This is a genomic window from Dermabacter sp. p3-SID358 (genome assembly GCF_025147465.1).
GTDB lineage: Bacteria > Actinomycetota > Actinomycetes > Actinomycetales > Dermabacteraceae > Dermabacter.
In genome coordinates this window covers 47731-69471 of the sequence record NZ_JALXOZ010000002.1, presented here as the reverse complement: position 1 = coordinate 69471, position 21741 = coordinate 47731, and the positions used below count along the sequence as shown (strand labels likewise).

General features: G+C 64.2%; 19 protein-coding genes and 2 tRNA genes. 11 read left to right on the top strand and 10 right to left on the bottom strand.

Features of this window, described 5'->3' with window-relative positions:
- Positions 1-33: 33 nt before the first annotated feature.
- Positions 34-717: an SDR family oxidoreductase gene (locus M3B90_RS01765; RefSeq protein ID WP_259888343.1), complete on the bottom strand. Its 684-nt coding sequence runs from the start codon at positions 715-717 to the stop codon at positions 34-36.
- Positions 718-814: 97 nt separating this feature from the next.
- On the opposite strand from M3B90_RS01765, the gene M3B90_RS01760 reads away from it, so the two are divergent.
- Together M3B90_RS01760 and M3B90_RS01755 are read left to right on the top strand one after the other, a co-directional pair.
- Positions 815-1612: an MFS transporter gene (locus tag M3B90_RS01760; RefSeq protein WP_259888342.1), complete on the top strand. Its 798-nt coding sequence runs from the start codon at positions 815-817 to the stop codon at positions 1610-1612.
- Positions 1609-2241, top strand: coding sequence for an MFS transporter (locus tag M3B90_RS01755; RefSeq protein WP_259888341.1), 633 nt, complete (start codon positions 1609-1611; stop codon positions 2239-2241). The genes M3B90_RS01760 and M3B90_RS01755 overlap by 4 nt, the downstream gene beginning before the upstream one ends.
- 120 nt (positions 2242-2361) lie before the next feature.
- Here the strand turns inward: M3B90_RS01755 and M3B90_RS01750 are convergent.
- Positions 2362-2435, bottom strand: a tRNA-Gly gene (locus M3B90_RS01750).
- 200 nt (positions 2436-2635) lie between these two features.
- Between M3B90_RS01750 and M3B90_RS01745 the strand changes: the two genes are divergently transcribed.
- From M3B90_RS01745 to M3B90_RS01715, 7 genes are all read left to right on the top strand, one after another.
- Positions 2636-2709 (top strand) — tRNA-Pro (locus M3B90_RS01745).
- A gap of 78 nt (positions 2710-2787) precedes the next feature.
- Entirely contained in the window at positions 2788-4290 is a 1503-nt protein-coding gene (tig, locus tag M3B90_RS01740) for a trigger factor (protein ID WP_259888340.1), read from the top strand.
- A 100-nt stretch (positions 4291-4390) separates the two neighbouring features.
- The gene (locus M3B90_RS01735) at positions 4391-5638 is read left to right on the top strand and encodes an alpha-amylase family glycosyl hydrolase (protein ID WP_259888339.1); all 1248 of its coding nucleotides are present in this window, start codon (positions 4391-4393) and stop codon (positions 5636-5638) included.
- A 137-nt stretch (positions 5639-5775) separates the two neighbouring features.
- Positions 5776-6360, top strand: coding sequence for an ATP-dependent Clp protease proteolytic subunit (locus M3B90_RS01730; RefSeq protein ID WP_259888419.1), 585 nt, complete (start codon positions 5776-5778; stop codon positions 6358-6360).
- A 26-nt stretch (positions 6361-6386) separates the two neighbouring features.
- A complete protein-coding gene (locus M3B90_RS01725; protein WP_259888338.1) occupies positions 6387-7043 on the top strand; it encodes an ATP-dependent Clp protease proteolytic subunit in 657 nt (218 codons plus the stop codon).
- A 137-nt stretch (positions 7044-7180) separates the two neighbouring features.
- Positions 7181-8485, top strand: a complete 1305-nt coding sequence (gene clpX, locus M3B90_RS01720; RefSeq protein ID WP_259888337.1) for an ATP-dependent Clp protease ATP-binding subunit ClpX — start codon at positions 7181-7183, stop codon at positions 8483-8485.
- 52 nt (positions 8486-8537) lie between these two features.
- On the top strand, positions 8538-8885 hold the full coding sequence (locus tag M3B90_RS01715; protein ID WP_259888336.1) for a chorismate mutase: 348 nt from the start codon (positions 8538-8540) through the stop codon (positions 8883-8885).
- 63 nt (positions 8886-8948) lie between these two features.
- On the opposite strand, the gene M3B90_RS01710 is transcribed toward M3B90_RS01715, so the two are convergent.
- The 5 genes from M3B90_RS01710 to valS form a co-directional block, all read right to left on the bottom strand.
- Entirely contained in the window at positions 8949-9563 is a 615-nt protein-coding gene (locus M3B90_RS01710; RefSeq protein WP_259888335.1) for a sarcosine oxidase subunit gamma, read from the bottom strand.
- Positions 9556-12525, bottom strand: coding sequence for a 2Fe-2S iron-sulfur cluster-binding protein (locus M3B90_RS01705; protein ID WP_259888334.1), 2970 nt, complete (start codon positions 12523-12525; stop codon positions 9556-9558). Before M3B90_RS01705 ends, M3B90_RS01710 begins: the two co-directional genes overlap by 8 nt.
- Positions 12526-12527: 2 nt before the next feature.
- A complete protein-coding gene (locus tag M3B90_RS01700) occupies positions 12528-12845 on the bottom strand; it encodes a sarcosine oxidase subunit delta (RefSeq protein WP_259888333.1) in 318 nt (105 codons plus the stop codon).
- Positions 12846-12871: 26 nt separating this feature from the next.
- Positions 12872-14089, bottom strand: coding sequence for a sarcosine oxidase subunit beta family protein (locus M3B90_RS01695; RefSeq protein WP_259888332.1), 1218 nt, complete (start codon positions 14087-14089; stop codon positions 12872-12874).
- 268 nt (positions 14090-14357) lie between these two features.
- Positions 14358-17030, bottom strand: coding sequence for a valine--tRNA ligase (gene valS / locus M3B90_RS01690; RefSeq protein WP_259888331.1), 2673 nt, complete (start codon positions 17028-17030; stop codon positions 14358-14360).
- Positions 17031-17229: 199 nt separating this feature from the next.
- Here valS and M3B90_RS01685 point away from each other — a divergent pair, with 199 nt between their 5' ends.
- Together M3B90_RS01685 and M3B90_RS01680 are read left to right on the top strand one after the other, a co-directional pair.
- The gene (locus M3B90_RS01685; protein ID WP_259888330.1) at positions 17230-18537 is read left to right on the top strand and encodes a PAS domain-containing protein; all 1308 of its coding nucleotides are present in this window, start codon (positions 17230-17232) and stop codon (positions 18535-18537) included.
- On the top strand, positions 18537-19322 hold the full coding sequence (locus M3B90_RS01680) for an SDR family oxidoreductase (RefSeq protein WP_259888329.1): 786 nt from the start codon (positions 18537-18539) through the stop codon (positions 19320-19322). Before M3B90_RS01685 ends, M3B90_RS01680 begins: the two co-directional genes overlap by 1 nt.
- A 12-nt stretch (positions 19323-19334) precedes the next feature.
- Here M3B90_RS01680 and M3B90_RS01675 read toward each other — a convergent pair whose 3' ends face one another.
- Genes M3B90_RS01675 through M3B90_RS01665 form a run of 3 tightly spaced genes read right to left on the bottom strand, consistent with a single transcriptional unit; the run spans position 19335 to position 21738 of the window.
- Positions 19335-19610 (bottom strand): 2Fe-2S iron-sulfur cluster binding domain-containing protein, encoded by a 276-nt coding sequence (locus M3B90_RS01675; protein WP_259888328.1) that lies wholly within the window; start codon positions 19608-19610, stop codon positions 19335-19337.
- A gap of 60 nt (positions 19611-19670) precedes the next feature.
- On the bottom strand, positions 19671-20336 hold the full coding sequence (locus M3B90_RS01670; RefSeq protein WP_259888327.1) for a response regulator transcription factor: 666 nt from the start codon (positions 20334-20336) through the stop codon (positions 19671-19673).
- The gene (locus M3B90_RS01665) at positions 20329-21738 is read right to left on the bottom strand and encodes an ATP-binding protein (RefSeq protein WP_259888326.1); all 1410 of its coding nucleotides are present in this window, start codon (positions 21736-21738) and stop codon (positions 20329-20331) included. Before M3B90_RS01665 ends, M3B90_RS01670 begins: the two co-directional genes overlap by 8 nt.
- Positions 21739-21741: the final 3 nt, after the last annotated feature.

The window sequence follows — 21741 nt, the reverse complement described above, 5'->3', positions numbered from 1 at the left end:
GGCGTGGTCAGTCTTTTTGAGTTTTCTCTCGGCCTAGCTTTCGCTCAGCACGTCTTCGGCGCCGATTGACGTGGGCATTCGGGCGGCGAGGATCGAGCGGGCGGCATTTGCGGCGCCGATATCGGCGCTTGCGGTGGGCGCATAGGAGGCTGGCGTGCGCGTGACGGGTGCGGGCCCGGGCGCCACGAGGATCGGTGGGTGCAGGAGCAGCGTGGTTTCAAGGCCCGAGCAACGCACGAGCTCGATTGCGCGGCGGGCGGCGAGCAGAGCTGGGTTCGGGGTTCCGACGTTTGCCCACGCCTTCTTCGCTCTCTCAGTGAGGGAGTGTTCCCGGCGCGGGGCTTCGGTATCGCGCACGCCGTTCACGGTGTAGCCGAGAGCATCGAGAGGGGCGGCCGCGATGAGTCGGCTCACGCCCGCGCGCCGCATTGCGCGGATCGTTTCGACCGCGAGAGCCTCGGCTTCCACGTGCTCCTCGATCACGAGGAACAGGCTGCTCGTGTCGGTAAGGGCTTTGGCGTAATCTTCGAGGCTCTCGGGGATTGCCTCGTAGGTGATCGCGCGAGAGAAGCGCGTGAGGCGATCCGGCTGTGCGCTCAGCGCTTTTACCTCGCCGGCGTCGCGCAGAGCAAGGTAGGCCTCGCTCACGAGGGCATCGCCGAGCGCGCTCGCGGCATCGACGATCGTGAGACTTTCGCGGGGCTCTTGTGTGCGCATGGCAGAATCTTTCTGCGCGGGCGGACCGCGCGGGCGGGACGCGTGTGGGCTACGGCGCGAGAGGCCGCGTCGTGGCGAGTCTATTGAAGGAGACGGCGTGGCGAGAAACCAGCCTCGCGAATCGCACCTCGGCGGTGCTCGCTCCGAGGCCACCGCTGCACTCAGGCCGCTCATCCTCCCCGTCTATGTTCCAACGGCACTGCAATTCTCGGGAAACGCCGCGATCTTGCCGATCTTGCCGCTTATCGCAATCCGCATGGGGTTTTCGGTCTCGGGAGCCGCCGCTCTCGGCCTCATTGCCGGAATCCTTTCCGTTGTGGGCACGGTCCCTGCGGGAAGGCTCATGGCACGCGTGGGGGAGCGGCGTGCGATTCTCGCGACCGGAGTGCTACTTGTCGTCCTCAACGTGGGTCTCGGCGTCGTCGTGGGTGAAGCGCTCTCCGGCTCCGCGGCGCCGTGGCACCGGATGGTGCTGGTATTCGCGCTCGTGGTGCAGGGCGCCTGCATGATCGTGTGGAACCTCGGTCGCCAGGCCTACCTCGGCACACATCTTCCGCCGCGCGTGCGTGCCCGGGGCATGACCTCCTTCGGCGGCGCGGTGCGCATCGGCGAGATCCTCGGCCCCCTGCTCTCCTCCGCCGTGCTGTGGATGGGGCACGCATCGTGGGTGTTCCACCTGTACGCCCTGCTTGTTGTGATCGCGGTGTGGTGCGTATGGGCACGCATGCTTGAAGGCGATGCACCGCGCGAAAAGGTGGGGTCCGACGCTCGCTCGGCAACCGTCGGACCTGAAAAAGACCAGGTGAATCCTGCGAAAGACCCAAGCAAACCCGCGAAACACCTGTCTGAGGTCATGACAAACCCGCGAAACACCCAAGCGAACCCGCAACCGTGACCGGTGCACTCGGGCGCCAACTGACGTTTCGGGACATGCTGCGCGTGGCGCTTGGGGTGCTCCCGCTTGCTGCGGCGCGCACGAACCGGCCGATCATCGTTCCGCTCATGGCGGTGCTCATGCACCTCACGGAGAAGGACGTCACGCTCATTTTTGGCATTGCCGCCGCGATCGAGATCCTGCTGTTTTATCCCGCGGGCGTGATCATGGACCGGTGGGGGAGGGCCGCGGCGATCGTGCCGTGCATGAGTATTTTCGGCCTCGGTTTCGCGCTTGCGGCACCCTTCGCGATCGGCCCGGCGGGCCTTTCTGCTGGTGGTGCTGGTTTCGCGGTTCTGCTCGTCGCGCAGATCGTTGCAGGAATCGGCAACGGTCTGGGCTCGGGGATCATGATGACTCTTGGCATCGATCTTTCGAATACCGCGACGCGCACACGCGACCTCGCGCGGTGGAACACTCTCATGGGTGCGGGGCGGCTTTCGGCGCCGCTTCTCGTGTCGCTCGTGACGCTCGCGCTGCCGGTGGGGTGGGCGGCGCTTCTCACTACGGGCCTCCTGTGGAGTGGGGCTGCGTGGCTGTATCGCGTGCTGCCCGAGTATGCGCCCGTGGGTCAACGAATAAGCCCGTGAGTTACGTCCGTTTCGCTACGTCAATGCGGGAAGGGGAAGAGGGGGAGCAGGCGGGGAGGCGAGCGATCCAGGCGCACCGCCGGCGGTTGAAACCCCCACAACCTCTATGCAATTCGGAAATGGAGCGGGTGACGGGAATCGAACCCGCGTAATCAGTTTGGAAGACTGAGGCTCTACCATTGAGCTACACCCGCGCGAAGCGCTCGAAGCACTTCAGGGATCCATCTTGCCACATGCCGCGCCGTGTCCCAAGACGAGCGTGGGCGCGGCGATACATGCATCTCGTCACATCGTACAAGTGATGCCGCAGCGCCGTCGCGCGGGGCCGGGTAAACTTGGCGGGGTTGCCATAACGGTATTCGCGGCCCGAATGGTCTCGGCCGTGGTGCACCACCGGGATGTAGCTCAGCTTGGTAGAGCGTCCGCTTTGGGAGCGGAAGGTCGCAGGTTCAAATCCTGTCATCCCGACGTCGCAGGGGCGGCCTCGCTGGCCCCGCCCCGGTTACCGACTTTGAAATACGAGAACTACTACGAGGAGACTTGCACGTGAAGACTGCAGTCGAGAAGCTGAGCGCCACGCGCGTGAAGCTGAACGTTGAGGTTCCTTTCGAGGAACTGAAGCCCGCAATCGATCAGGCCGCCAAGAAGATTGCCAAGGATGTGCAGCTTCCAGGCTTCCGTAAGGGCAAGGTTCCCACGTCGCTCATCGAACAGCGCTTTGGCAAGCCCATGATTATCCAGGAGGCCGTGAACGACGCGCTTCCCGGCTATTACCAGCAGGCCGCCGCCGAGGCTGAACTCAAGCCGGCGGGCCGCCCCGAGGTTGAGGTTACGGAAGTTCCCGGCCTTGATGGTTCGGAAGAAGGCAACCTCGTGTTCGTCGTTGAGCAGGATGTGCGCCCCGAGATCGAGCTGCCCTCCTTCGACAACCTCGAGGTTGAGATCGAGGAGCCCGCCGTAGACGACGACGCCGTTGACGTGCGCCTCACCGCGCTTCGCGAGCGCTTCGGCACCCTCAAGGGCGTTGATCGCCCGGCTGAAGATGGCGACTTCGTGTCGATCGACATGGTCGCAAAGATCGACGATGAAGAGATCGACACCGTTGAGGGCGTCTCGTACAACATCGGCGAGGGAAACATGCTCGAAGGCCTCGACGAAGCACTGATCGGCCTTTCGGCCGGCGAGACCACGACCTTCACCTCGAAGCTTGCCGGTGGCGACCGCGCTGGTGAGGAAGCACAGATCACCGTGACCGCGCAGAGCGTGAAGGTGCGTGAGCTCCCGGAGGCCGACGACGAGTTCGCCGAGCTCGCGTCGGAGTTCGACACGATCGACGAGCTCAAGGCTGACCTCAAGGCCCAGGCGGAGAAGGATGCCGAGGGCAACCGCGTGGCGCTTGCCCGCAACGCTCTGCTCGAAAAGCTCCTCGAGGACATCGAGATCGAGGTTCCCGAGCAGCTCGTCAAGGACGAGATCGAGGCGCACCTCGAGAACGAGGGCAAGAACGCTGATGATCCTCACGGCGAGGAGATCAAGGACGACACGGTCAAGGCGATCCGTGCGCAGTTCCTCCTCGATGCAATCCTCGAAACGCGCCAGGTCGAGGTGGGCCAGGAAGACCTCATGGGCTTCGTGTCCCAGATGGCCGCGCAGTACGGCATGGACCCGAACACCTTCCTCCAGGCTGTCGCGCAGGGTGGTCAGCTCGAGCAGATCTTCGCTGAGGTGCAGCGCTCGAAGGCTCTTGACGACGCGCTTGCCGAGGTGACGGTCAAGTCGAGCGAGGGCAAGGTTCTCGACCTGGGCCTTTCGAAGGGTGAGGAGTCCGACGCTTCCTCAGCCGACGAGGACGCCAAGGACGAGGGCAAGAAGAAGGCCCCCGCGAAGAAGGCTGCTGCAAAGAAGCCCGCGGCGAAGAAGACCGCGGAAAAGAAGACTGCCGAGAAGAAGCCGGCCGCCAAGAAGGCACCTGCCAAGAAGGCTCCGGCGAAGAAGGCGACCACGAAGAAGGCTGCAGAGAAGAACGAGGACAAGGGCGAAGACAAGTAGTCTCGCACCTTCCCCACGGGGCGGCCCCTCTCCGCGCAAGCGGTGGGGGGGCCGCTACTCTTTTAATAGCGCGCGGAGCCGCGCGGAGGAGGAGCACATCATGGCTTGGATTGATCACGCCCTGTGGTGGCACGTATACCCGCTCGGTTTCACCGACGCCCCGATCCGCGAAGGTGATTCACGCACCGGCCGGGGGCTCGATCACCTCACCGGCTGGCTCGACTACGTGCAGGAGCTTGGCCTCAACGGGATCGTGCTCGGCCCGATCTTTGCCTCGAAGACCCACGGCTACGACACTCTTGACTACCTGAAAATCGACCCGCGGCTCGGTGATGATGCTGCCTTCGGCCGCTTTCTCTCAGCGTGCAAAAAACGGGGGATCCGCGTGCTTCTCGACGGCGTGTTTTCGCACGTCTCGACTGATTTTGCGCCGCTTCTTCGTGAGCTTGAAAGCCCCGGCGAGAAGGCGAACGATCGCGAATTCGATATCGATATGGAGGCAAGTGGCGGCCCGGCACCTCGCGTGTGGGAGGGGCACGGGGAGCTTGCTCGCTTCAATCACGAAAGCGCCGCCGCTCGCGAGCGGGTCGCCCACGTGATGCGTTCCTGGCTCGAACGGGGAATCGACGGCTGGCGCCTTGATGCCGCCTATTCCGTGCCCACAAGTTTTTGGAACGCGATCATCCCCGACCTCCGCCGAGATTTCCCTGAGGTCTTCTTCTTTGCGGAGATCATCCACGGCGACTACGCCGAATTCGTGCGTGAATCGGGAGTCGATTCCGTGACCGAGTACGAGCTATGGAAGGCGATCTATTCGAGTATCGAGGAAGAGAACCTGTTCGAGCTCGAGTGGACTCTCGGCCGCCACAACACGTTTCTTGAGCATTTCGTTCCGCTCACCTTCGTGGGTAATCACGACACGAGCCGCATCGCGAGCGTGCTCGGCGCCGATGGCGCGCTCACGGCCCACGCGATCCTCTACACGCTCGGTGGAATGCCAGCCCTCTATTACGGCGATGAACAGGCCTTCCGTGGCATCAAGGAGGAGCGCATTGGCGGAGACGACGACGTGCGCCAGGCCTTCCCCGATTCCCCGAGCGACTTCTTCGGCGAGGGCCCCGCGACGCGCGATGCGATTGCAGGGCTCATCGGCGTGCGCCGCGCGCACCCGTGGCTCGTCACGGCCCGCACCGAGGTTGTCGACATCGCGAACGAGAAGATGACGTATCGCGCCCACGAGCATGGGGGAGAACGCTTCCTCGACGTCGAGATCACTCTCGACGAAAGCCCCCGCGCCACCATACGTGACGCAAGCGGCGGCGTGCTGTGGTCCCAGCCGCGGCTCTAGCACAGCAAGCGTCGGAACTGCGCCCCTGGCGAACAGGGCCGCCAAGGCCCCTCACGGTCGCTAAGGTTGAGGGGTACGAAACCTCAAGTGACAAGGAGTGCACCGTGACTCAGCACAGCGTGAACGCGGCCGGTGAAATGCCGCTTGGCCTCGACGACAACGTGTACCAGCGGCTTCTGCGCGAGCGCATCGTGTGGCTCGGCTCGGATGTTCGCGACGATAACGCGAACGCGATCTGCGCGAAGCTGCTCCTGCTGGCCGCGGAAGATCCCGATAAGGACATCTTCCTTTACATCAACAGCCCCGGCGGTTCGATCACGGCGGGCATGGCCATTTACGACACGATGCAGTACATCAAGCCCGATGTCGTCACGGTTGCGATGGGCATGGCCGCCTCGATGGGGCAGTTCCTGCTGAGCTCGGGAACGCCCGGCAAGCGCTTTGCGACGCCGCACACGCGCATCCTCATGCACCAGCCGCTCGGCGGCCTCGGCGGCACCGCTTCGGAAATCAAGATCCAGGCCGATCTGATCCTCTCGATGAAGCAGCAGATGGCCGAGATCACGGCCCAGCAGACCGGCAAGAGCGTCGAACAAATCATTGCCGACGGCGACCGCGACCACTGGTTCACCGCCCCCGAAGCTCTCGAGTACGGCTTCATCGACCGAATCGTGTCGGCCGCTGGCGACGTGACCGGCGACGGCGGCATGGACGAGAACTGACGCGGCGAAACTGAAGGAGTACACCCATGACTTTTGAGCCCTCCATGAAAGCCGGCCACATGCCGAGCTCACGCTACGTGCTGCCCACGTACGAAGAGCGCACCGCCTACGGCTTCAAGCGCCAGGATCCGTACGCGAAGCTGTTCGAAGATCGCATTATCTTCCTCGGCGTGCAGGTGGACGACGCCTCGGCTGACGACGTGATGGCGCAGCTGCTCGTGCTCGAGTCGCAGGATCCGGATCGCGACATCACGCTCTACATCAACAGCCCGGGAGGCTCGTTTACGGCTCTCACGGCGATCTACGACACGATGCAGTACATCAAGCCCGATGTCACGACCGTGTGCCTCGGGCAGGCTGCTTCAGCTGCGGCTGTTCTGCTCGCGGCCGGAGCCCCAGGCAAGCGCCTCGCCCTTCCGAACGCGCGCATCCTCATCCACCAGCCGGCGATGGGCGGCCAGGGCGGCGGTCAGGCTTCGGATATCGAGATCCAGGCCAACGAGATTCTCCGCATGCGCGAGTGGCTCGAGGACACCCTCGCGCACCACTCGGGCCGCGACCGCGGCGAGATCCACCGCGACATCGAGCGCGACAAGATCCTCACCGCGCAGGGGGCGCTCGAGTACGGCCTGATCGACCAGGTTCTCGCACGCCGCAGTGAGCAGGACCAGATCGGCCAGTAAGCGCGGCACACGCGTGAACCACTCGGGGAGGTGCGACACAGCGACACACAGTCGCTGGTGCGCCTCCCCGTTTCGCTGCCTCACTGCCGCTAGTGTGGCAAGGGCCCGAAAACTTCCCCGGGAAGGACTCCTCCTCCATGGCACAGATTGGTGACTCGAGCGAGATCTACAAGTGCTCGTTCTGCGGCAAGTCGCAAAAGCAGGTCGAGCGGCTGATCTCCGGTCCTCACGTGTACATCTGCGAAGAATGCATCGAACTGTGCAACGAGATCATTGCTGAGGAAACCGAGGCCGCAGAGAAGAAGGAAGAGCAGGCGAAGGAGTTTGAGCTTCCGAAGCCCAACGAGATCTTTGATTTCCTTGAGACCCACATCGTGGGCCAAGAAACCGCGAAGCGTGCCCTTTCCGTTGCCGTGTACAACCACTACAAACGCGTGCGCGCGAGCGAAACGAAGGATTCGGGCATCGGAACGGACATTGACGAGGTCGAGGTCGCGAAGTCGAACGTGCTCGTCGTAGGACCCACGGGCTGCGGAAAAACCTACCTTGCGCAAACCCTCGCGAAGCTCCTCAACGTGCCATTCGCGATGGCTGACGCGACCGCTCTCACCGAGGCCGGCTACGTGGGTGAGGACGTCGAAAATGTTCTTCTCAAACTGCTCCAGGCCGCGGATTGGGACGTCAAGCGCGCCGAACGCGGCATCATCTACATCGACGAGATCGACAAGATCGGCCGCAAGGCGGAGAACCCGTCGATCACGCGCGATGTTTCCGGTGAAGGCGTGCAGCAGGGCCTCCTCAAGATTCTCGAAGGCACCGTCTCGGCCGTGCCGCCGCAGGGTGGCCGCAAACACCCGCAGCAGGATTACGTTCAGCTCGACACGACAAACGTGCTGTTCATCGTCGCGGGCGCCTTCGCTGGCATCGAGGACATCATTAGCAACCGGATCGGCAAGCGCGGCATCGGCTTCGGCAGCCAGCTCCACACCCCGCTTGATGAGCAGGAGATCTACGCGAAGATCCTCCCCGAAGACCTCTTGAAATTTGGGCTCATCCCCGAATTCATTGGCCGCCTTCCCGTGCTCACGTCCGTCACGAACCTCGACCGTGACGATCTCACCCGCATCCTGATTGAACCGAAGAATGCGCTCGTCAAGCAGTATCAGAAGATGTTCGCGCTCGACGAGGTTGAGCTTGATTTCGAGCCGCTTGCTCTCGAGGCCATCGCCGATCGCGCCCTTGAGCGCGGCACGGGTGCGCGCGGCCTTCGCGCGATCATGGAAGAAATCCTCCAGCCCGTCATGTTCGAGGTGCCCTCCCGCGAGGATGTCGTGAAGATTGTTATCACCGAGGCAGTGGTGACCGAGGGGCGCGAGCCGCTTATGCTCACGCGCGCCGAATCGAGCGAGGCGAGCGAGAAGAAGCGTCGCCGAAGCGCCTAGAAATGTGCTGAGCTTGCTTTACTCGAGGCGCTTCGCCTGCAAGGCTTAGCGCATGAGCGAAACGCCTTCCGCGACTCCGAGTGCCGGTGCCCACGTGAGCGACGACGAGATCGCTCGCGCGCGCGAGGTTCTCGGGAGCCATCGCCAGTCGATCGACAACATTGATGCGGCCCTCGTGCACTTGCTCGCCGAGCGCTTCAAGTTCACGCAGGCCGTGGGGGCGCTCAAGGCCGAACACGGCCTCCCGCCAGGCGACCCGGATCGCGAAAAGCAACAGGTCGAACGCCTCACGCGCCTCGCCGAAGAATCTGGCCTCGACCCCGTGTTCGCGCAGCGTTTCCTCAATTTCCTCGTGACCGAGGTCATCCGTCATCACGAGAAGATCGCCGCCGAAAAGTAGGGCGAGACAGAGGGCCGCCCCGCGCCAGATGCGCGGAACGGCCCCATACCCCCACGCGGTGCGTTAGAGGACTTCGCTTTGGCGGTACTCCGTCATCGCATCGATGATCCACCGCGCGACGAAGTCGGCGAAGCTCGCGCGCGGGTACACGCGCCACACGTTGTGCTCCACGCGATGCAAAAGGATCGGCACGTGCGCGAGCTGGGTCGCGATCGCGCGGCCCGCGGGGAACTCGCGCTCGTGAAGGTCCGCGTTGCAGCCCTTTTCGAGCAGGTCCTTCGAGGCGCGGCCCGAAAGTTCAAACACGGTGCGGTTCGCGGAAAGATCCACGGCGTGCCCCGGAAGGCCCTCGAGGGAAGCCTCGAGATCGGCGACGGCACCCTGGGTCGTGTCCGTGGGGTCGACGTACAGGAATTCGTCGGGCGAAAGCCACAGAACGTGGCTGGCGTCGGACCTTCCCGTGACCTCGCCAACCCGCGCGGGGAGCGCAAAGCCGAGCACACTCTCAAGGGCCCGTGCGCTCTCGCTTCCCGGCTTCGCGCGAAGCCCCACCTGGAGCGGTGAATCGAGTTCCGTGAGCGCGACCGAGCGGGGCCCGCACACGCGCGCCGCTTCCATCTCACTCGCGAGGTGGGCGGCGGGTGTCACGTGAAATTCTTTCAACTGAGCGTTAGCCATCGCGGCGCTCTCCTTCCGGATCAAAAAGACACAGGGGCCCGATTTCTACATCGACGAGGCGGCCATCGAGAGGGCTCGAGATGATCTCGCCCACGCGCTCGCGACCGCGTTCGATGAGCGCGAGACCAAACGTGCGGCCGAGCGCAACCGAGTCGTAGCTCGAGGTCACCCAACCGATGTCCTCGATTTGCCCGTCGCCGGGCAGGAGCGGAGTCGTGACGTCGGCGTCGCGCACCTCGAGATTCGTGCCCTTCTCAACGAGCTGCGCACCCTCGCGAAGCTTGAGCCGGCGATCCACGGGCATGACGCTCACAAGGTGGCGGCGATCCTCCGAAGCTGTGTGGGCGCGCGCGAACGAACGCTTGCCGAGGAACTCCTCCTTCTTCTTCGAGACGACCCAGCTCATGCCCGCATCGTGCGGGGTGACCGTGCCGTCCGTGTCTTGGCCTACGATGATGAAGCCCTTCTCGGCGCGCAGCACGTGCATCGTCTCTGTGCCGTACGGCGTGATGCCGAATTCGCGCCCAGCCTCCTCAACGGCCTCCCATGCGGCGAGACCGTAGTAGGCCTCGACGTTGATCTCGAAGCACAGCTCACCCGAGAACGAAATGCGGCACACGCGCGCCGGAATCCCGCTCGCGAGGGTCGTGTCGCGAAACGCCATAAACGGGAAACCCTTCGCGGAAACATCGATGTTTGGCACGACCTTCTCGACGACCGCGCGCGATTTCGGGCCCGCGACCGTGATCGTTGCGTATTGCTCGGTGACCGATGTCAGCGTCACGTCGAGCTCTGGCCATTCCGTCTGCAAGTATTCCTCGAGATGATCGAGAACCTTGGCGGCGCCCGAGGAGGTCGTCGTCATGAGGAAGCGATCCTCCGCGAGGCGCATCGTCACGCCATCGTCGAAGATCATGCCGTCGGGCGTGCACATCACGCCGTAGCGGCCCATGCCTACCTTGAGCAAGCGGAACGAGTTCGTGTATACGCGATCGAGGAACTCCGCGGCGTCCTTGCCGCGAATCTCGATCTTTCCGAGTGTGGTGCCGTCCATGAACCCCACGGATTCGCGTACCGCCGCGCATTCGCGACGCACGGCTGCATCCATCGACTCGGCGCCTTGCGGGTAGTACCACGGGCGCTTCCACTGGCCCACATCCTCGAATGTGGCGCCGTGCGCGAGGTGCCAGGGCTGGATCGACGTGATGCGCGCGGCATCGAACAGGTCGCCGCGCTCGCGGCCCGCAATCACGGCGAACGACACGGGGGAGTAGGGCGCACGATAGTTCGAAACGCCGACCTTCTCGAGGTCCTCTTCTCCGAGTGCCGCCGCAAGGATTGCCATCGCGTTCACACCCGAGGTTTTGCCCTGGTCGTTTGCCGTGCCGATCGACGTGTAGCGCTTGATGTGTTCGATGCTGCGCATGCCCGCCCCGTAGGCGCGCATGACCTCGGCAACGGCCTGGTCGCGCTGGAGATCCACGAAGTGCTCATTCCACTCGCTAGGCTCACCCTCCTCCGCGGGCACGAGCCACACGGGGCGCACGGGGGAACGGTCAAGGGGAAGTGCGGTTCCGACGCTTGCCTCGGCCACCTCGCGCTTCAGTTTCCCGGCGTTGAAGCCCTTCGCTTCGGCGGCAGCCTCGCGGGCCTCGATGCCCACGCGATGACCGACGTCGAGCGCGGATGAGCGGGAGTACTGGCCCGTCAAGGCGCCTGCGTGGTGTTGATGCGCAACCGGGGCTACGGGCACGAACCCCGCGACGTCGCTCTTCCACGTGGTCTTACCTTGACGGTGCGTGTGCAGGTGCACGGTCGGGCTGTAGCCGCCCGAGACCGCGAGGAGGTCCACGTCAATGCGTGCCGCCTCGCCCGTGAGCGCGCCGTTCTCGTCGAGCCCGCGCACCCTCACGCCCGAGAGGACACCGCCCTTACCCGCGTCAGTGTCGACGACCGCAGATCCCGCGTAGAGCTGCGCGCCGACATCATTCGCGATTGTTGTGCAGTGCTCGGGAACGTCTTCGCGCGCATCGACAATGGCCTCGACCTTCGCGCCCGCGGCCGCGAGGTCGAGCGCACTCTCGTAGCCCGCGTCGTTCGTCGTGAAAAGCGCCGCGCGGCGTCCGGGAAGCGCCCCGTAGCGATTAATGTAGGTGCTCACTGCCGAAGCGAGCATGATGCCCGGGCGATCGTTGTTCTTGAACACGAGGGGGCGCTCGAGGGCACCGGTCGCGAGGATGACCTCGGTGGCGCGAAACTGCCACATGCGCTGGCGAGAAACCCCGGGACGCTTCGCGCGAGGTAAATGATCGGTGCGATTTTCGACCGCGATCACATAGTTCGCGTCGTAACAGCCGAACGCGCTCGTGCGAGGAAGATACGTGAAGTCGCTGTTCTTCTTGAGCTTCTCGATCTCGGCGCTCGCCCATTCGGGGCCGCTTAATCCATCGATCTCCACATCGCGTGACGAAAGGAGCGAACCCCCGGGGATCGGTTGGTCATCGATGAGCACAACCCTGCACTGGCCGGCGAGCGCCGAGCGCGCCGCGGCGATGCCCGCGGGCCCCGCGCCCACGATGAGCACATCGGCGTGGCGATGCTTGTGGTCGTAAAGAGTCGGATCGGGGCGGGGATCGAGTGCGCCCTGCCCCGAAACGAAAAGGGTTTCGAGTCCGGGTGTGGCCGGGACCGTGGTCACGGGGAGCATCGTCTCGTCGATGTCATGCGCATCGCGCGCACGCACGGTGATGAGGCCGTTCGGCTCCTCGATGCCCGCCGCGAGAATCCCGCGCGGGCGGTGACGATACATCGATTCGGCCGTGTGGATCCGGCCCGAGGCGATGAGCGCCGAGGCGACCGTGTCGCCTTCGAAGGCCTCGATCTCCACGCCATCAACCGTGATCAAAAAGGGCTTGTTGCTCGAGATCCCGTGCCGCGGGGACTGCTTTGCGGTTAGTCGCATGCTCACTGGGTCTCTCCCATCGTCGGTGCAGCCTCGTTGCTGCCGTCAAGGGTGGGGCGTTTTTCGCCCGCCGGGTAAAACGCGAGGAACTCGTGGGTTGCGGTATCGCGTAGGGCGTTGAACCACTTGCGGCAGCCGCCTGTGTGGAGCCACCGCTCCGCGTACTCGCCCTTCGGGTTTTCGCGGTAGAACAAGTAGTGGGCCCAGGCGGTGTCGTCGAGCTCGATTGTCTTTTCGGGGTAGGGCACATGAGCCTCGCCGCCGTAGTGGAACTCGATCTCGTCGCGATCGCCGCAATGGGGGCACGTGAGAAGAAGCATCGTTGGTCTCTCTTTCGCCGTGGGGGTTAGTGAGCGACGGCAGCGGCGCCGTGCTCGTCGATCAGGTGGCCGGTCGTGAACCGCTCAAGTGAGAACGGTTCGTTCAGCTCGTGGGGGCGGTCGTTCGCGACCGTGTAGGCGAATGCCCAGCCGCAGGCCGGGGTGGCCTTGAATCCGCCTGTTCCCCAGCCGCAATTGATGTACACGCCCGCAACGTCGCACAGCGACATGATGGGGGAGGCGTCAAGCGTGACGTCCACGATCCCACCCCATGTGCGCAAAAGGTGCGCGCGCGAGAACACGGGGAACAGCTCGATCGACGCGGCGATTTGTTCGGAAACGACGTGGAAGGAGCCGCGTTGGGCGTAGCCGTTGTACTGGTCAATGCCGGCGCCCATCACGAGCTCACCTTTGTGGGCCTGCGACACATACATGTGCACGTGGTTGCTCATGACAACCGTGGGATGCACGGGTTCGAAAAGCTCCGAAACGAGTGCCTGAAGTGGATGCGATTGCGTGGGCACGCGCACCCCGAGTTGGTCCGTGAGGGTCGTCGTGTGGCCCGCGGCCGCGAGGGCGATCTTGGGGGCGAGGATCCTCCCGCGAGTCGTCTCGACGCCGATCGCACGGCCACCGTCGGAAAGGACCTTCGTGACCTCGCAGTTTTGGATGATGTCCACGCCAAGTTCGTTGCACTTGCGTGCGTAGCCCCACGCAACCCAGTCGTGTTTCGCGATGCCCGCGCGAGGCTGATAGGTCGCGCCCATGACCGGGTAGCGCACGTTGTCGCTGATGTTGAGGATCGGGCACACTTCCTTGACCTGCTCTGGCGTGAGCCATTCGGCGTCCACGCCGTTGAGCTTGTTCGCCTCGACCCTGCGCACTGATTCGCGCGCGTCACCGAGGGTGTGGGCAAGGTTGAGCACGCCGCGCTGTGAGAAGAACATCTCGTACTCGAGTTCCTCGGTGAGGCCCTCCCACAGCTTCATCGCGTGCTCGTAGATCGCGGCCGATTCGTTCCACAGGTAGTTCGAGCGGATGATCGTCGTGTTGCGGGCCATGTTGCCGCCCGCGAGCCACCCCTTTTCGAGGAGGGCGATGTTGGTCATCCCATGGTTCCGCGCGAGGTAGTACGCGGTTGCGAGCCCGTGACCGCCGCCGCCCACGACGATCGCGTCGTACGTTTTCTTCGGGTCCGGGTTATCCCACAGGAAATCGGGATGTTGAGGAAGTTCTTCCGCCACAGGGGCCTCCTTGGTTCTCGTCATTGAGAAAACGACTGGGCGTCATTTCCACGGAAGGTATTGACGTCGATCCTAGAAGCGGAGCACCGGACAGTCAAGCGTTCAGTGCAACACGGTTGCTCTAAGGTCAACGTCGGGATGGAATGGGGGCCCGGGCGGGAATTTGGCTGGAGTGGCGAAAAGGCCCCGAGAGCCACGGAGGAGCGGGTCCTGCCGTGACTCTCGGGGCTCTATTATGCGCGGCTGTATCGTGACAGCCGTTGTGTCTTTAGCGCTTCTTCGCGGGCGGCTCGCCGAGCTCGACCTTCGAAAGCATGATCGCGCCATCGGTCGAGGCCTCGAGCGTGAGCTCTTCGATCGAACCGAGCGCGCACACGTCGAATCGCACGCTCTCGAACTGCGCGAGCGCTTCCTCGGGGAGCGCGAGGTGGGCGCGGAGCATCGGGGTCTTCTGTGAGACCTTCGCGTCGCTCTTGACCTTGCGCACCGAGATGATCGCCTCGCTCACGACGCGCAGGAGCGATTCGTCTTGGCCGGCAGCGGCCTTCGCGAGCGGCGCAGAGGTGGGCCACGCCTGAGCGTGCACCGAACCTTCGCGCCACCAGCTCCATACTTCATCGGTCGCGAACGGAAGGTACGGTGCGAAAAGGCGCAGGAGCGTTTCGAGCGCGATTTGGAGTGCCGCGCGAGCCGAAGCCGCGGGACCCTCGCCCGCTGCGCCGTGCGCGCGGTTCTTCACGAGCTCGATGTAGTCGTCGCAGAACGTCCAGAAGAACGGTTCGATCACCTCGATCGCGCGCGCGTAATCGAGCTTCGCCATCGCGGCACTCGCTTGGTCCACGACGCTCGCAAGAGACGCGAGCATCGCGCGGTCGAGCGGCTCGGTCACGGCAGTCGGGTCTGCAGGGAGGGCACCCTCCGGGTCCGACGCCACCTCACCGAAGCCGAGCGCAAACTTCGAGGCATTGAGGATCTTGATCGCGAGGCGACGGCCGATCTTCATCTGGCCCTCCTCGAAGGCCGTATCCGCACCCTGGCGGGCGCGGGCGGCCCAGTAACGAACGCCATCCGAGCCGTACTTCTCGAGTAGATCGATCGGCGTGACAACATTGCCCTTCGACTTCGACATTTTCTTGCGGTCCGGATCGAGGATCCATCCGTTGATGCTCGCGCCCTTCCACGGAAGCGAATCGGTGAGCAGATGCGAGCGCACGACCGTGCTGAACAGCCACGTGCGAATGATGTCGTGGCCCTGCGGGCGAAGATCCATCGGATAGACCTTCTCGAACAGATCCCGATCATCGAGCCAGCCGGTTGCGAGAAGCGGCGTGAGCGAGCTCGTCGCCCACGTGTCGAACACATCCGGATCGGCAGTGAAGCCATTCGCCTGATCGCGCTGCGCTTCCTCGAAACCTTCGGGGGCATCGAGCGTGGGATCCACGGGGAGGCGATCCTCCGAAGGTACGAGCACGCGGTCGTAATCAATCTCGCCATGCTCATCGAGGCCGTACCACACGGGGATCGGCACGCCGAAGTACCGCTGCCGGCTTACGAGCCAGTCGCCCGTAAGGTTTTCGACCCAGTTGCGGTAGCGCGAGGCCATGAATCCCGGGTACCACGTGAGTTCTTCGCCGCGCTTCAGGAGCGCCGTGCGCAGGGCGCCGTCGGGCTCATCGCGCCCGCCGTTCGTGATGTACCACTGGCGGCTCGTGACGTACTCGAGGGGCTTATCGCCCTTTTCGTAGAACTTGACCGGGTGCGTGATCTTCTTCGGCTCGCCCACCATGTCACCCGTCTCGGTGACCATCTCGACCACGCGCTTTTGCGCGCTGAATACGGTGAGGCCCACGAGCTCGGCGAAGCGCTCGCGGCCAGCCTCGCTCGTGATCCACGGGGCGTCCTCGATGATGCGGCCGTCGCGGCCGATCACGGCGCGCGTGGGCAGGTCGAGCTCGCGCCACCAGATCACGTCGGTCGCATCGCCGAACGTACAGATCATCGCGATGCCCGCGCCCTTATCGGCCTGCGCGAGCGGGTGCGCGAGAACCGGCACCTCCACCTCGAACAGCGGCGAGAGGACCTTCGTGCCGAAAAGCGGCTTGTAGCGCTCATCGTCCGGGTGAGCAACGAGGGCCACGCACGCGGGGAGGAGTTCGGGGCGGGTCGTCTCAATGTAGACCTTCTCGCCGTTCTCCACGCGCGTAAAGCCGAGACGGTGATACGCGCCCTCGCGGTCGTGATCCTCCTGCTCGGCCTGCGCGACCGCGGTGCGGAACGTGACGTCCCACGGGGTCGGCGCCTCGGCCTGGTAGACCTGACCATTCTTAAGATGCGTGAGGAACGCCTTCTGGCTCACGGCACGCGAGTTGTCGTCGATCGTTTGGTAGCGGAGGTTCCAATCGACCGAGAGGCCGAGCGTGCGGAACGTGTGCTCGAACGCCTTCTCATCTTCCGTGGCAAGCTCGAGGCACAGCTCGATGAAGTTCTTGCGGCTGATCGGCATCTGGTTCTGAGGCTTCGAGGTCTTCGCATTGCCGCCGCGGTGGGGCGGCTCGAAGTTCTCGACGTACGCGAGGCTCGGATCGCAGCGCACACCGAAGTAGTTCTGCACGCGGCGCTCGGTGGGCAGGCCGTTATCGTCCCACCCCATCGGGTAGAACACGTCCTTGCCGGTCATACGCTGGAAACGCGCGAGGATATCGGCCTGCGTGTAGGCGAACACGTGACCGATGTGCAACGAACCCGAGGCGGTGGGCGGGGGAGTGTCGATCGAGAAAACCTTCTCGCGGCTCGTCTCGCGATTGAACGCGTAGACCTTCGCGCTCTCCCACTGCTCATCCCATTTGCCTTCGAGCCCCTCGAGGCTCGGGCGGTCGGGGATCGCGGGGTTCATCGGTTGGGCGGTCGAGTCGTGACCTGCGTCGTGGCTGTTTTCGCTCATGCCTCCATTGTTCCACGCGCGTGCAACTCCCAGGGGATGCGGGGGCGTGAGATGCCCCAACGGGAAGCGTCGAAAGCCGCCGTCTCACGCTGGGCCTTTCGTGCCGGGTAGGCCTCTAGAGGCGGCGTACTATGGGGGCGAGCCGGCGTCGGACCCTACGCGCCCGGCCGCCCACGACGCCCGCAAGCGGAAGGTTCCCATGAAGCGCCCCGACCCGACCGGCCACGAACTCGAGTTCGAGGCGGGTGAGCTGTTCTTCTCCACGACCGACGAACGCGGCCACATCGATAAGGCCAACGACGTGTTCGTGCGGCTCTCGCGCTACGAGGAAAGTGCGCTCAAGGGCGCCCCGCACAACATCATCCGCCACCCCGATATGCCCTCGGGCGTGTTCCGGCTGCTGTGGGACTCGGTGGAAAAGGGACAACCGTTCGCGGGGTACATTCGCAATCTCTCTTCCGACGGTAGCCACTACGATGTGTTTGCCACGGTCACCCCTCTTCCCGAAGGCGGGTACCTCTCGGTGCGCTCTCGGCCCATGAGCACTGCGACGTTCAACGACGTATTCGAGGCCTACGCCGCGATCGTCGCGGAAGAAACGAAGCTGCGCGAGCAGGGCAGGAGCGCGCGCGAAGTCGCGGGAGTGGGAGCGAAGCTCGTGGATTCGGCCGTGCGCGACCTCGGCTACGACGGCTACGACATGTTCCAGCGCAAGGCGCTCCTTCGCGAGGTCATGCTGCGCGAAGAAGCCCTCGAAGGCACCCTCGGCATGGTCGTCACCAACACGATCGACCTCATCGTGCGTGCCGCCCTCGGTATCCACGCCGAAGTGAGCGTGCTCTCGTTCGATCAGGAGACACTCGAAACGATCGCGAGTTACACCGACTCGGTTCTGCGACGGATTCGCCAAGACATCGACCTTCAGGCCGCCGCCGAGCTTGGCCTTTGGGACTCGAGTGACAACGCGCTGCGCCCGCGCCTCAACTCACTTACGGGTGAGCTCTCGACCCTCGCGGCGCTCTCGCGCGAAACGCAGTTCCAGATTTCCCTTGCGCGGCTCCAGTCATCAATGGTCACGCAATTTGCTGATGAGCGCTTCGAGATCGAAGAGCCTGCCTCGCGTGCTGAAGCAAACAGCGCGATCCGCGACCTCGTATCCGCGCTTCTCGCCGACCTTGACGTCATGCTCCAGCACATCGGCTCGCTCCACGTCGCAATCCGCCGCGCCCGTGCCTCGATCGAGAACGTGAGCGCGAAGATGCGCGAGCGGCGGGAACTCGTGGACGAGTTCCTCGATAGGTCCTTCGCACAGGGCACAGACCTCTCCGCGCGCGCCGAAGCACTTGAGCCACAGTTCAGCCAGTCGGTCATCGACGCCGACGTGGCGCTTTCGAGGCTCGAACGTCTCGCCGGCGGGCTGAGCGATTTTGATGCCGAATACGATGCGGAGCCGCTTGAGCGCATGCGCGAGCAGCTCCTCGATGCTCTCGAGCACACGGAGGTGTGATGGGTATGAACGCGCGCGAATCGCGAACGGCGGTTGTCACCGGCGCAAGCTCTGGGATAGGGCGTGCCACGGCGCTGCGTCTCTTCGAAGAGGGGTATCGGATTCTCGCGATCGCGCGCCGGCGCGAGCGGCTCGAGGATCTCGCGCGCATGGTGCACGCTCCCGGGAAATTTGACGTGCTCGCGTGCGACGTGAGTGTCGACGAGGACGTTGCGCGCGTTGCCGAGTATGTCGAGCGGGAGTTCGGCGGGAGCCTTACGACGCTGTGCAATATCGCCGGTGGCGCCCTCGGGGTTGAGCAGATCGCCGATGCGGCCTTCGACAAATGGGAAGGTATGTTCCGCTCCAACGTGCTTGGCGCGGGCCGCGTCACGAAGGCGCTCCTGCCCGCGCTCGAAGCGAGCGGGAGCGGCGACGTTGTGTTTTTGACCTCGACCGCGAGCCAAACCGCATACGAAGGCGGCTCTGGCTACAACGCCGCGAAGGCCGGTGAGCACATGATCGCCGCGGCGCTCCGACTTGAGCTCGCGGGAAAGCCGATCCGTGTCATCGAAATCGCGCCCGGGCTCGTGCACACCGAGGAGTTTAGCCTCACGCGCCTCGGCGGCGACCAGGCCGCAGCCGACAAGGTCTACGAGGGCGTCGACAAGCCTCTCACTGCCGACGATGTCGCCGACGTGATCGCGTATGCCGTGAAGCTTCCGCACCACGTGAACCTCGACCTCGTGACGCTCCGCCCACTTGCACAAGCGGCGCAGCACAAGCTCATCCGACGTACGCGGTAGAGAGGGGAAGCCTTAGGCTTCGACCTCGATGTGGCCCACGCCGCGGTCCACGCAGCACGCGATGCGTTTGCCGTGCTCATCTTCTTCGAGGTACTCGTTCTCGTACTCAACTTCGCCGCTCACGAGCGGAACGACGCACGTTCCGCACGTGCCACCTTCGCATGAGTACTTCATGGGCACGCCCGCATCCATGAGTGCCTGGAGGAGTGAGGTGTCCTCACCGACCTCAACTGTCACATTGGACTTGGTCGCGGTTGCGGTGAACGGTTCCTTATCGAATAGACCCACGGAATTCTCCTTGCTGCGAGGAATCTTGAGGCTGAACGCCCTCAAGCATGACACACAAGCCTAGATCACACGCTTGTCGCGCGCCCAGCGCGAAAGTTCGTACCGGTTCGTGAGTTGAAGCTTCTTGAGCACATTGGAGACGTGGGTCTCGATCGTGCGATCGGAAATGAAAAGTGCCGATGCGGCCTCGCGATAGGTGTGGCCTCGAGCGATGAGCTTCATCACCTCCTGCTCGCGGGGACTCAGAAGGTCCATCTCGCTTGGGATTGATGGGGCAACGCCACGGAACGCATCGAGCACGAAGCCCGCGAGGCGTGGGGAGAATACGGCATCGCCCTCGGCAATCTTATGGAGCGCAGCGGCGAGCTCCTCGCCGGTCGTGGACTTCGTGACGTATCCGCGTGCGCCCGCACGAATGACGGCGATGACGTCAGCTTCGGCATCGGAAACCGAGAGGGCGAGGCAGCGCACGGGCTCCCCAGCTTCCGTCGTGAGGGACTCGAGGGTTTCGGCAACCTCGGCGCCGCCACCACCGTTTCCGCCCGGGAGGTGCACATCGAGAAGCACCACGTCGGGGCGCAGCTCGCGCGCTTGGTCGATTGCTTCTTCTACGGAGAGAGCAATCCCCACGATTTCGATGCCCCCGAGCCGACTGAGCTCTTCGCTCACCCCCGAGGCGAAGATCCGGTGATCATCGACCACGAGCACGCGAATGTTCTCAGCCATGGCGTTCCTTTTCCTGTCTCTCGAGCACAAGGGTCACTTCGCAGCCGCCGCCGATCGCGCCCCGCACGCTTGCGAAGCCGCCCGCCCGGTTCATGCGTCCAAGGATAGACTCGCGCACCCCCAGACGGCCCTCAGGGATCGCGTTGATGTCGAAACCTTCGCCGCGGTCGCGAACAAAAACCTCGATGTTCTCTCCCGAAGCATCAAGGAACACTTGCACGCCGACTTTCCCGTGACGCGCGGCGTTGCTCGTAGCTTCGCGAAGTGCAAGAAGAAGCGGTTTGTATCCGTCCGCGAACGGCGCATCACCTACGCACACGACCTCGATCGGGACCTCGTTCGCGCGCTCCGTCTCTTCAGTGATGTCCGCGACGGCTTCGCGGAGACTTTGCGGTGGCGCCTTTTCGGCCCGCGGGGTCGCATACGGTGGGGCAGAGGACGGCGAGATATTGCCGTAGAGCCAGCGGCGAAGCTCAACTTCCTGCTGACGCGCGAGGTGCTTCATGCGCTCGGGAGGGGTTGATTCGCGCTGAATGACGGTGAGGGTTTGGAGCACCGAGTCATGCAAGTGCGAGGCGATTTCCGCCTGGTGATCGGCGAGGGCGCGCTCGCGGGATTCCTCGCGCATACCAGCCCACAGGCGTTTCGCCCACGGAACCACGAGAATCGAAGCGAGAAGTAGCGAGAACAGCGTTGCGGCGGCGGTGACGCCCATCGCACGCACGCCGAGGAGGGCACCGACGATCACGAGGGCGCCGCCCACGAGGAGGAGCCCGCCGAGTATGACCGCGCCCGAGACGGCTAAGGGGAGATTCGAGACCTTTCCGGTCCAGCGTGCAGTATCGACGCTCGAGAGTGGAAGTGTGCCGAGGGCAATTCCAGCCGCGAGGACGCCCGCGCCGATGGCGAAAGGACCCTCGACGCTGACATCCGGGGTGATTGCGGGGAGTGCACCGATGCTCACGATGGCAACGGCCGTACCCACGATGCCCGCGAGGATCAACCACCTTGCCGCCGTGCCGAGGGGAGTGTGGGCGCCCGCGAGAGGCGTGCCCGCCTGACGAAGCCCGGGCTTGCCGCGCACAGGTGCATTGGAGAGTTCGGCAAGAATCTCGCGTTCGTGTTCGTGGTCGAGGGGGAGTGCCCACCAGGCAAGCACGTATACGAGTAAGGCGCTCCCGCCGATACCGAGGAGCGCGTAGAGCGTGAGCGGAGTGAGGTCGAGAAGGAGGGTTGCGGGGAGTACGCATGCGAGAGTCAGCCCACCGAGCACGAAGAACGCACGAACCGCGGCTACTGGAACGCCCATCGCCTTTGCGAGCGCTGCACATACGCCCGTGAGTTCTGCGCTCGCCCGTTCGCGCGTCCAGGCGCTAGCGCTCGGTTGGAAAAGATCACTCATGCG

Excerpts from the sequence above, each read along its gene's own strand:
- M3B90_RS01765 (WP_259888343.1), bottom strand. The coding sequence starts at position 717 with ATGCGCACACAAGAGCCCCGCGAAAGTCTCACGATCGTCGATGCCGCG.
- M3B90_RS01735 (WP_259888339.1), top strand. The coding sequence starts at position 4,391 with ATGGCTTGGATTGATCACGCCCTGTGGTGGCACGTATACCCGCTCGGT.
- M3B90_RS01730 (WP_259888419.1), top strand. The coding sequence starts at position 5,776 with ATGCCGCTTGGCCTCGACGACAACGTGTACCAGCGGCTTCTGCGCGAG.
- M3B90_RS01725 (WP_259888338.1), top strand. The coding sequence starts at position 6,387 with ATGACTTTTGAGCCCTCCATGAAAGCCGGCCACATGCCGAGCTCACGC.
- clpX (WP_259888337.1), top strand. The coding sequence starts at position 7,181 with ATGGCACAGATTGGTGACTCGAGCGAGATCTACAAGTGCTCGTTCTGC.
- M3B90_RS01715 (WP_259888336.1), top strand. The coding sequence starts at position 8,538 with ATGAGCGAAACGCCTTCCGCGACTCCGAGTGCCGGTGCCCACGTGAGC.
- M3B90_RS01710 (WP_259888335.1), bottom strand. The coding sequence starts at position 9,563 with ATGGCTAACGCTCAGTTGAAAGAATTTCACGTGACACCCGCCGCCCAC.
- M3B90_RS01705 (WP_259888334.1), bottom strand. The coding sequence starts at position 12,525 with ATGCGACTAACCGCAAAGCAGTCCCCGCGGCACGGGATCTCGAGCAAC.
- M3B90_RS01700 (WP_259888333.1), bottom strand. The coding sequence starts at position 12,845 with ATGCTTCTTCTCACGTGCCCCCATTGCGGCGATCGCGACGAGATCGAG.
- valS (WP_259888331.1), bottom strand. The coding sequence starts at position 17,030 with ATGAGCGAAAACAGCCACGACGCAGGTCACGACTCGACCGCCCAACCG.
- M3B90_RS01685 (WP_259888330.1), top strand. The coding sequence starts at position 17,230 with ATGAAGCGCCCCGACCCGACCGGCCACGAACTCGAGTTCGAGGCGGGT.
- M3B90_RS01680 (WP_259888329.1), top strand. The coding sequence starts at position 18,537 with ATGGGTATGAACGCGCGCGAATCGCGAACGGCGGTTGTCACCGGCGCA.
- M3B90_RS01670 (WP_259888327.1), bottom strand. The coding sequence starts at position 20,336 with ATGGCTGAGAACATTCGCGTGCTCGTGGTCGATGATCACCGGATCTTC.
- M3B90_RS01665 (WP_259888326.1), bottom strand. The coding sequence starts at position 21,738 with ATGAGTGATCTTTTCCAACCGAGCGCTAGCGCCTGGACGCGCGAACGG.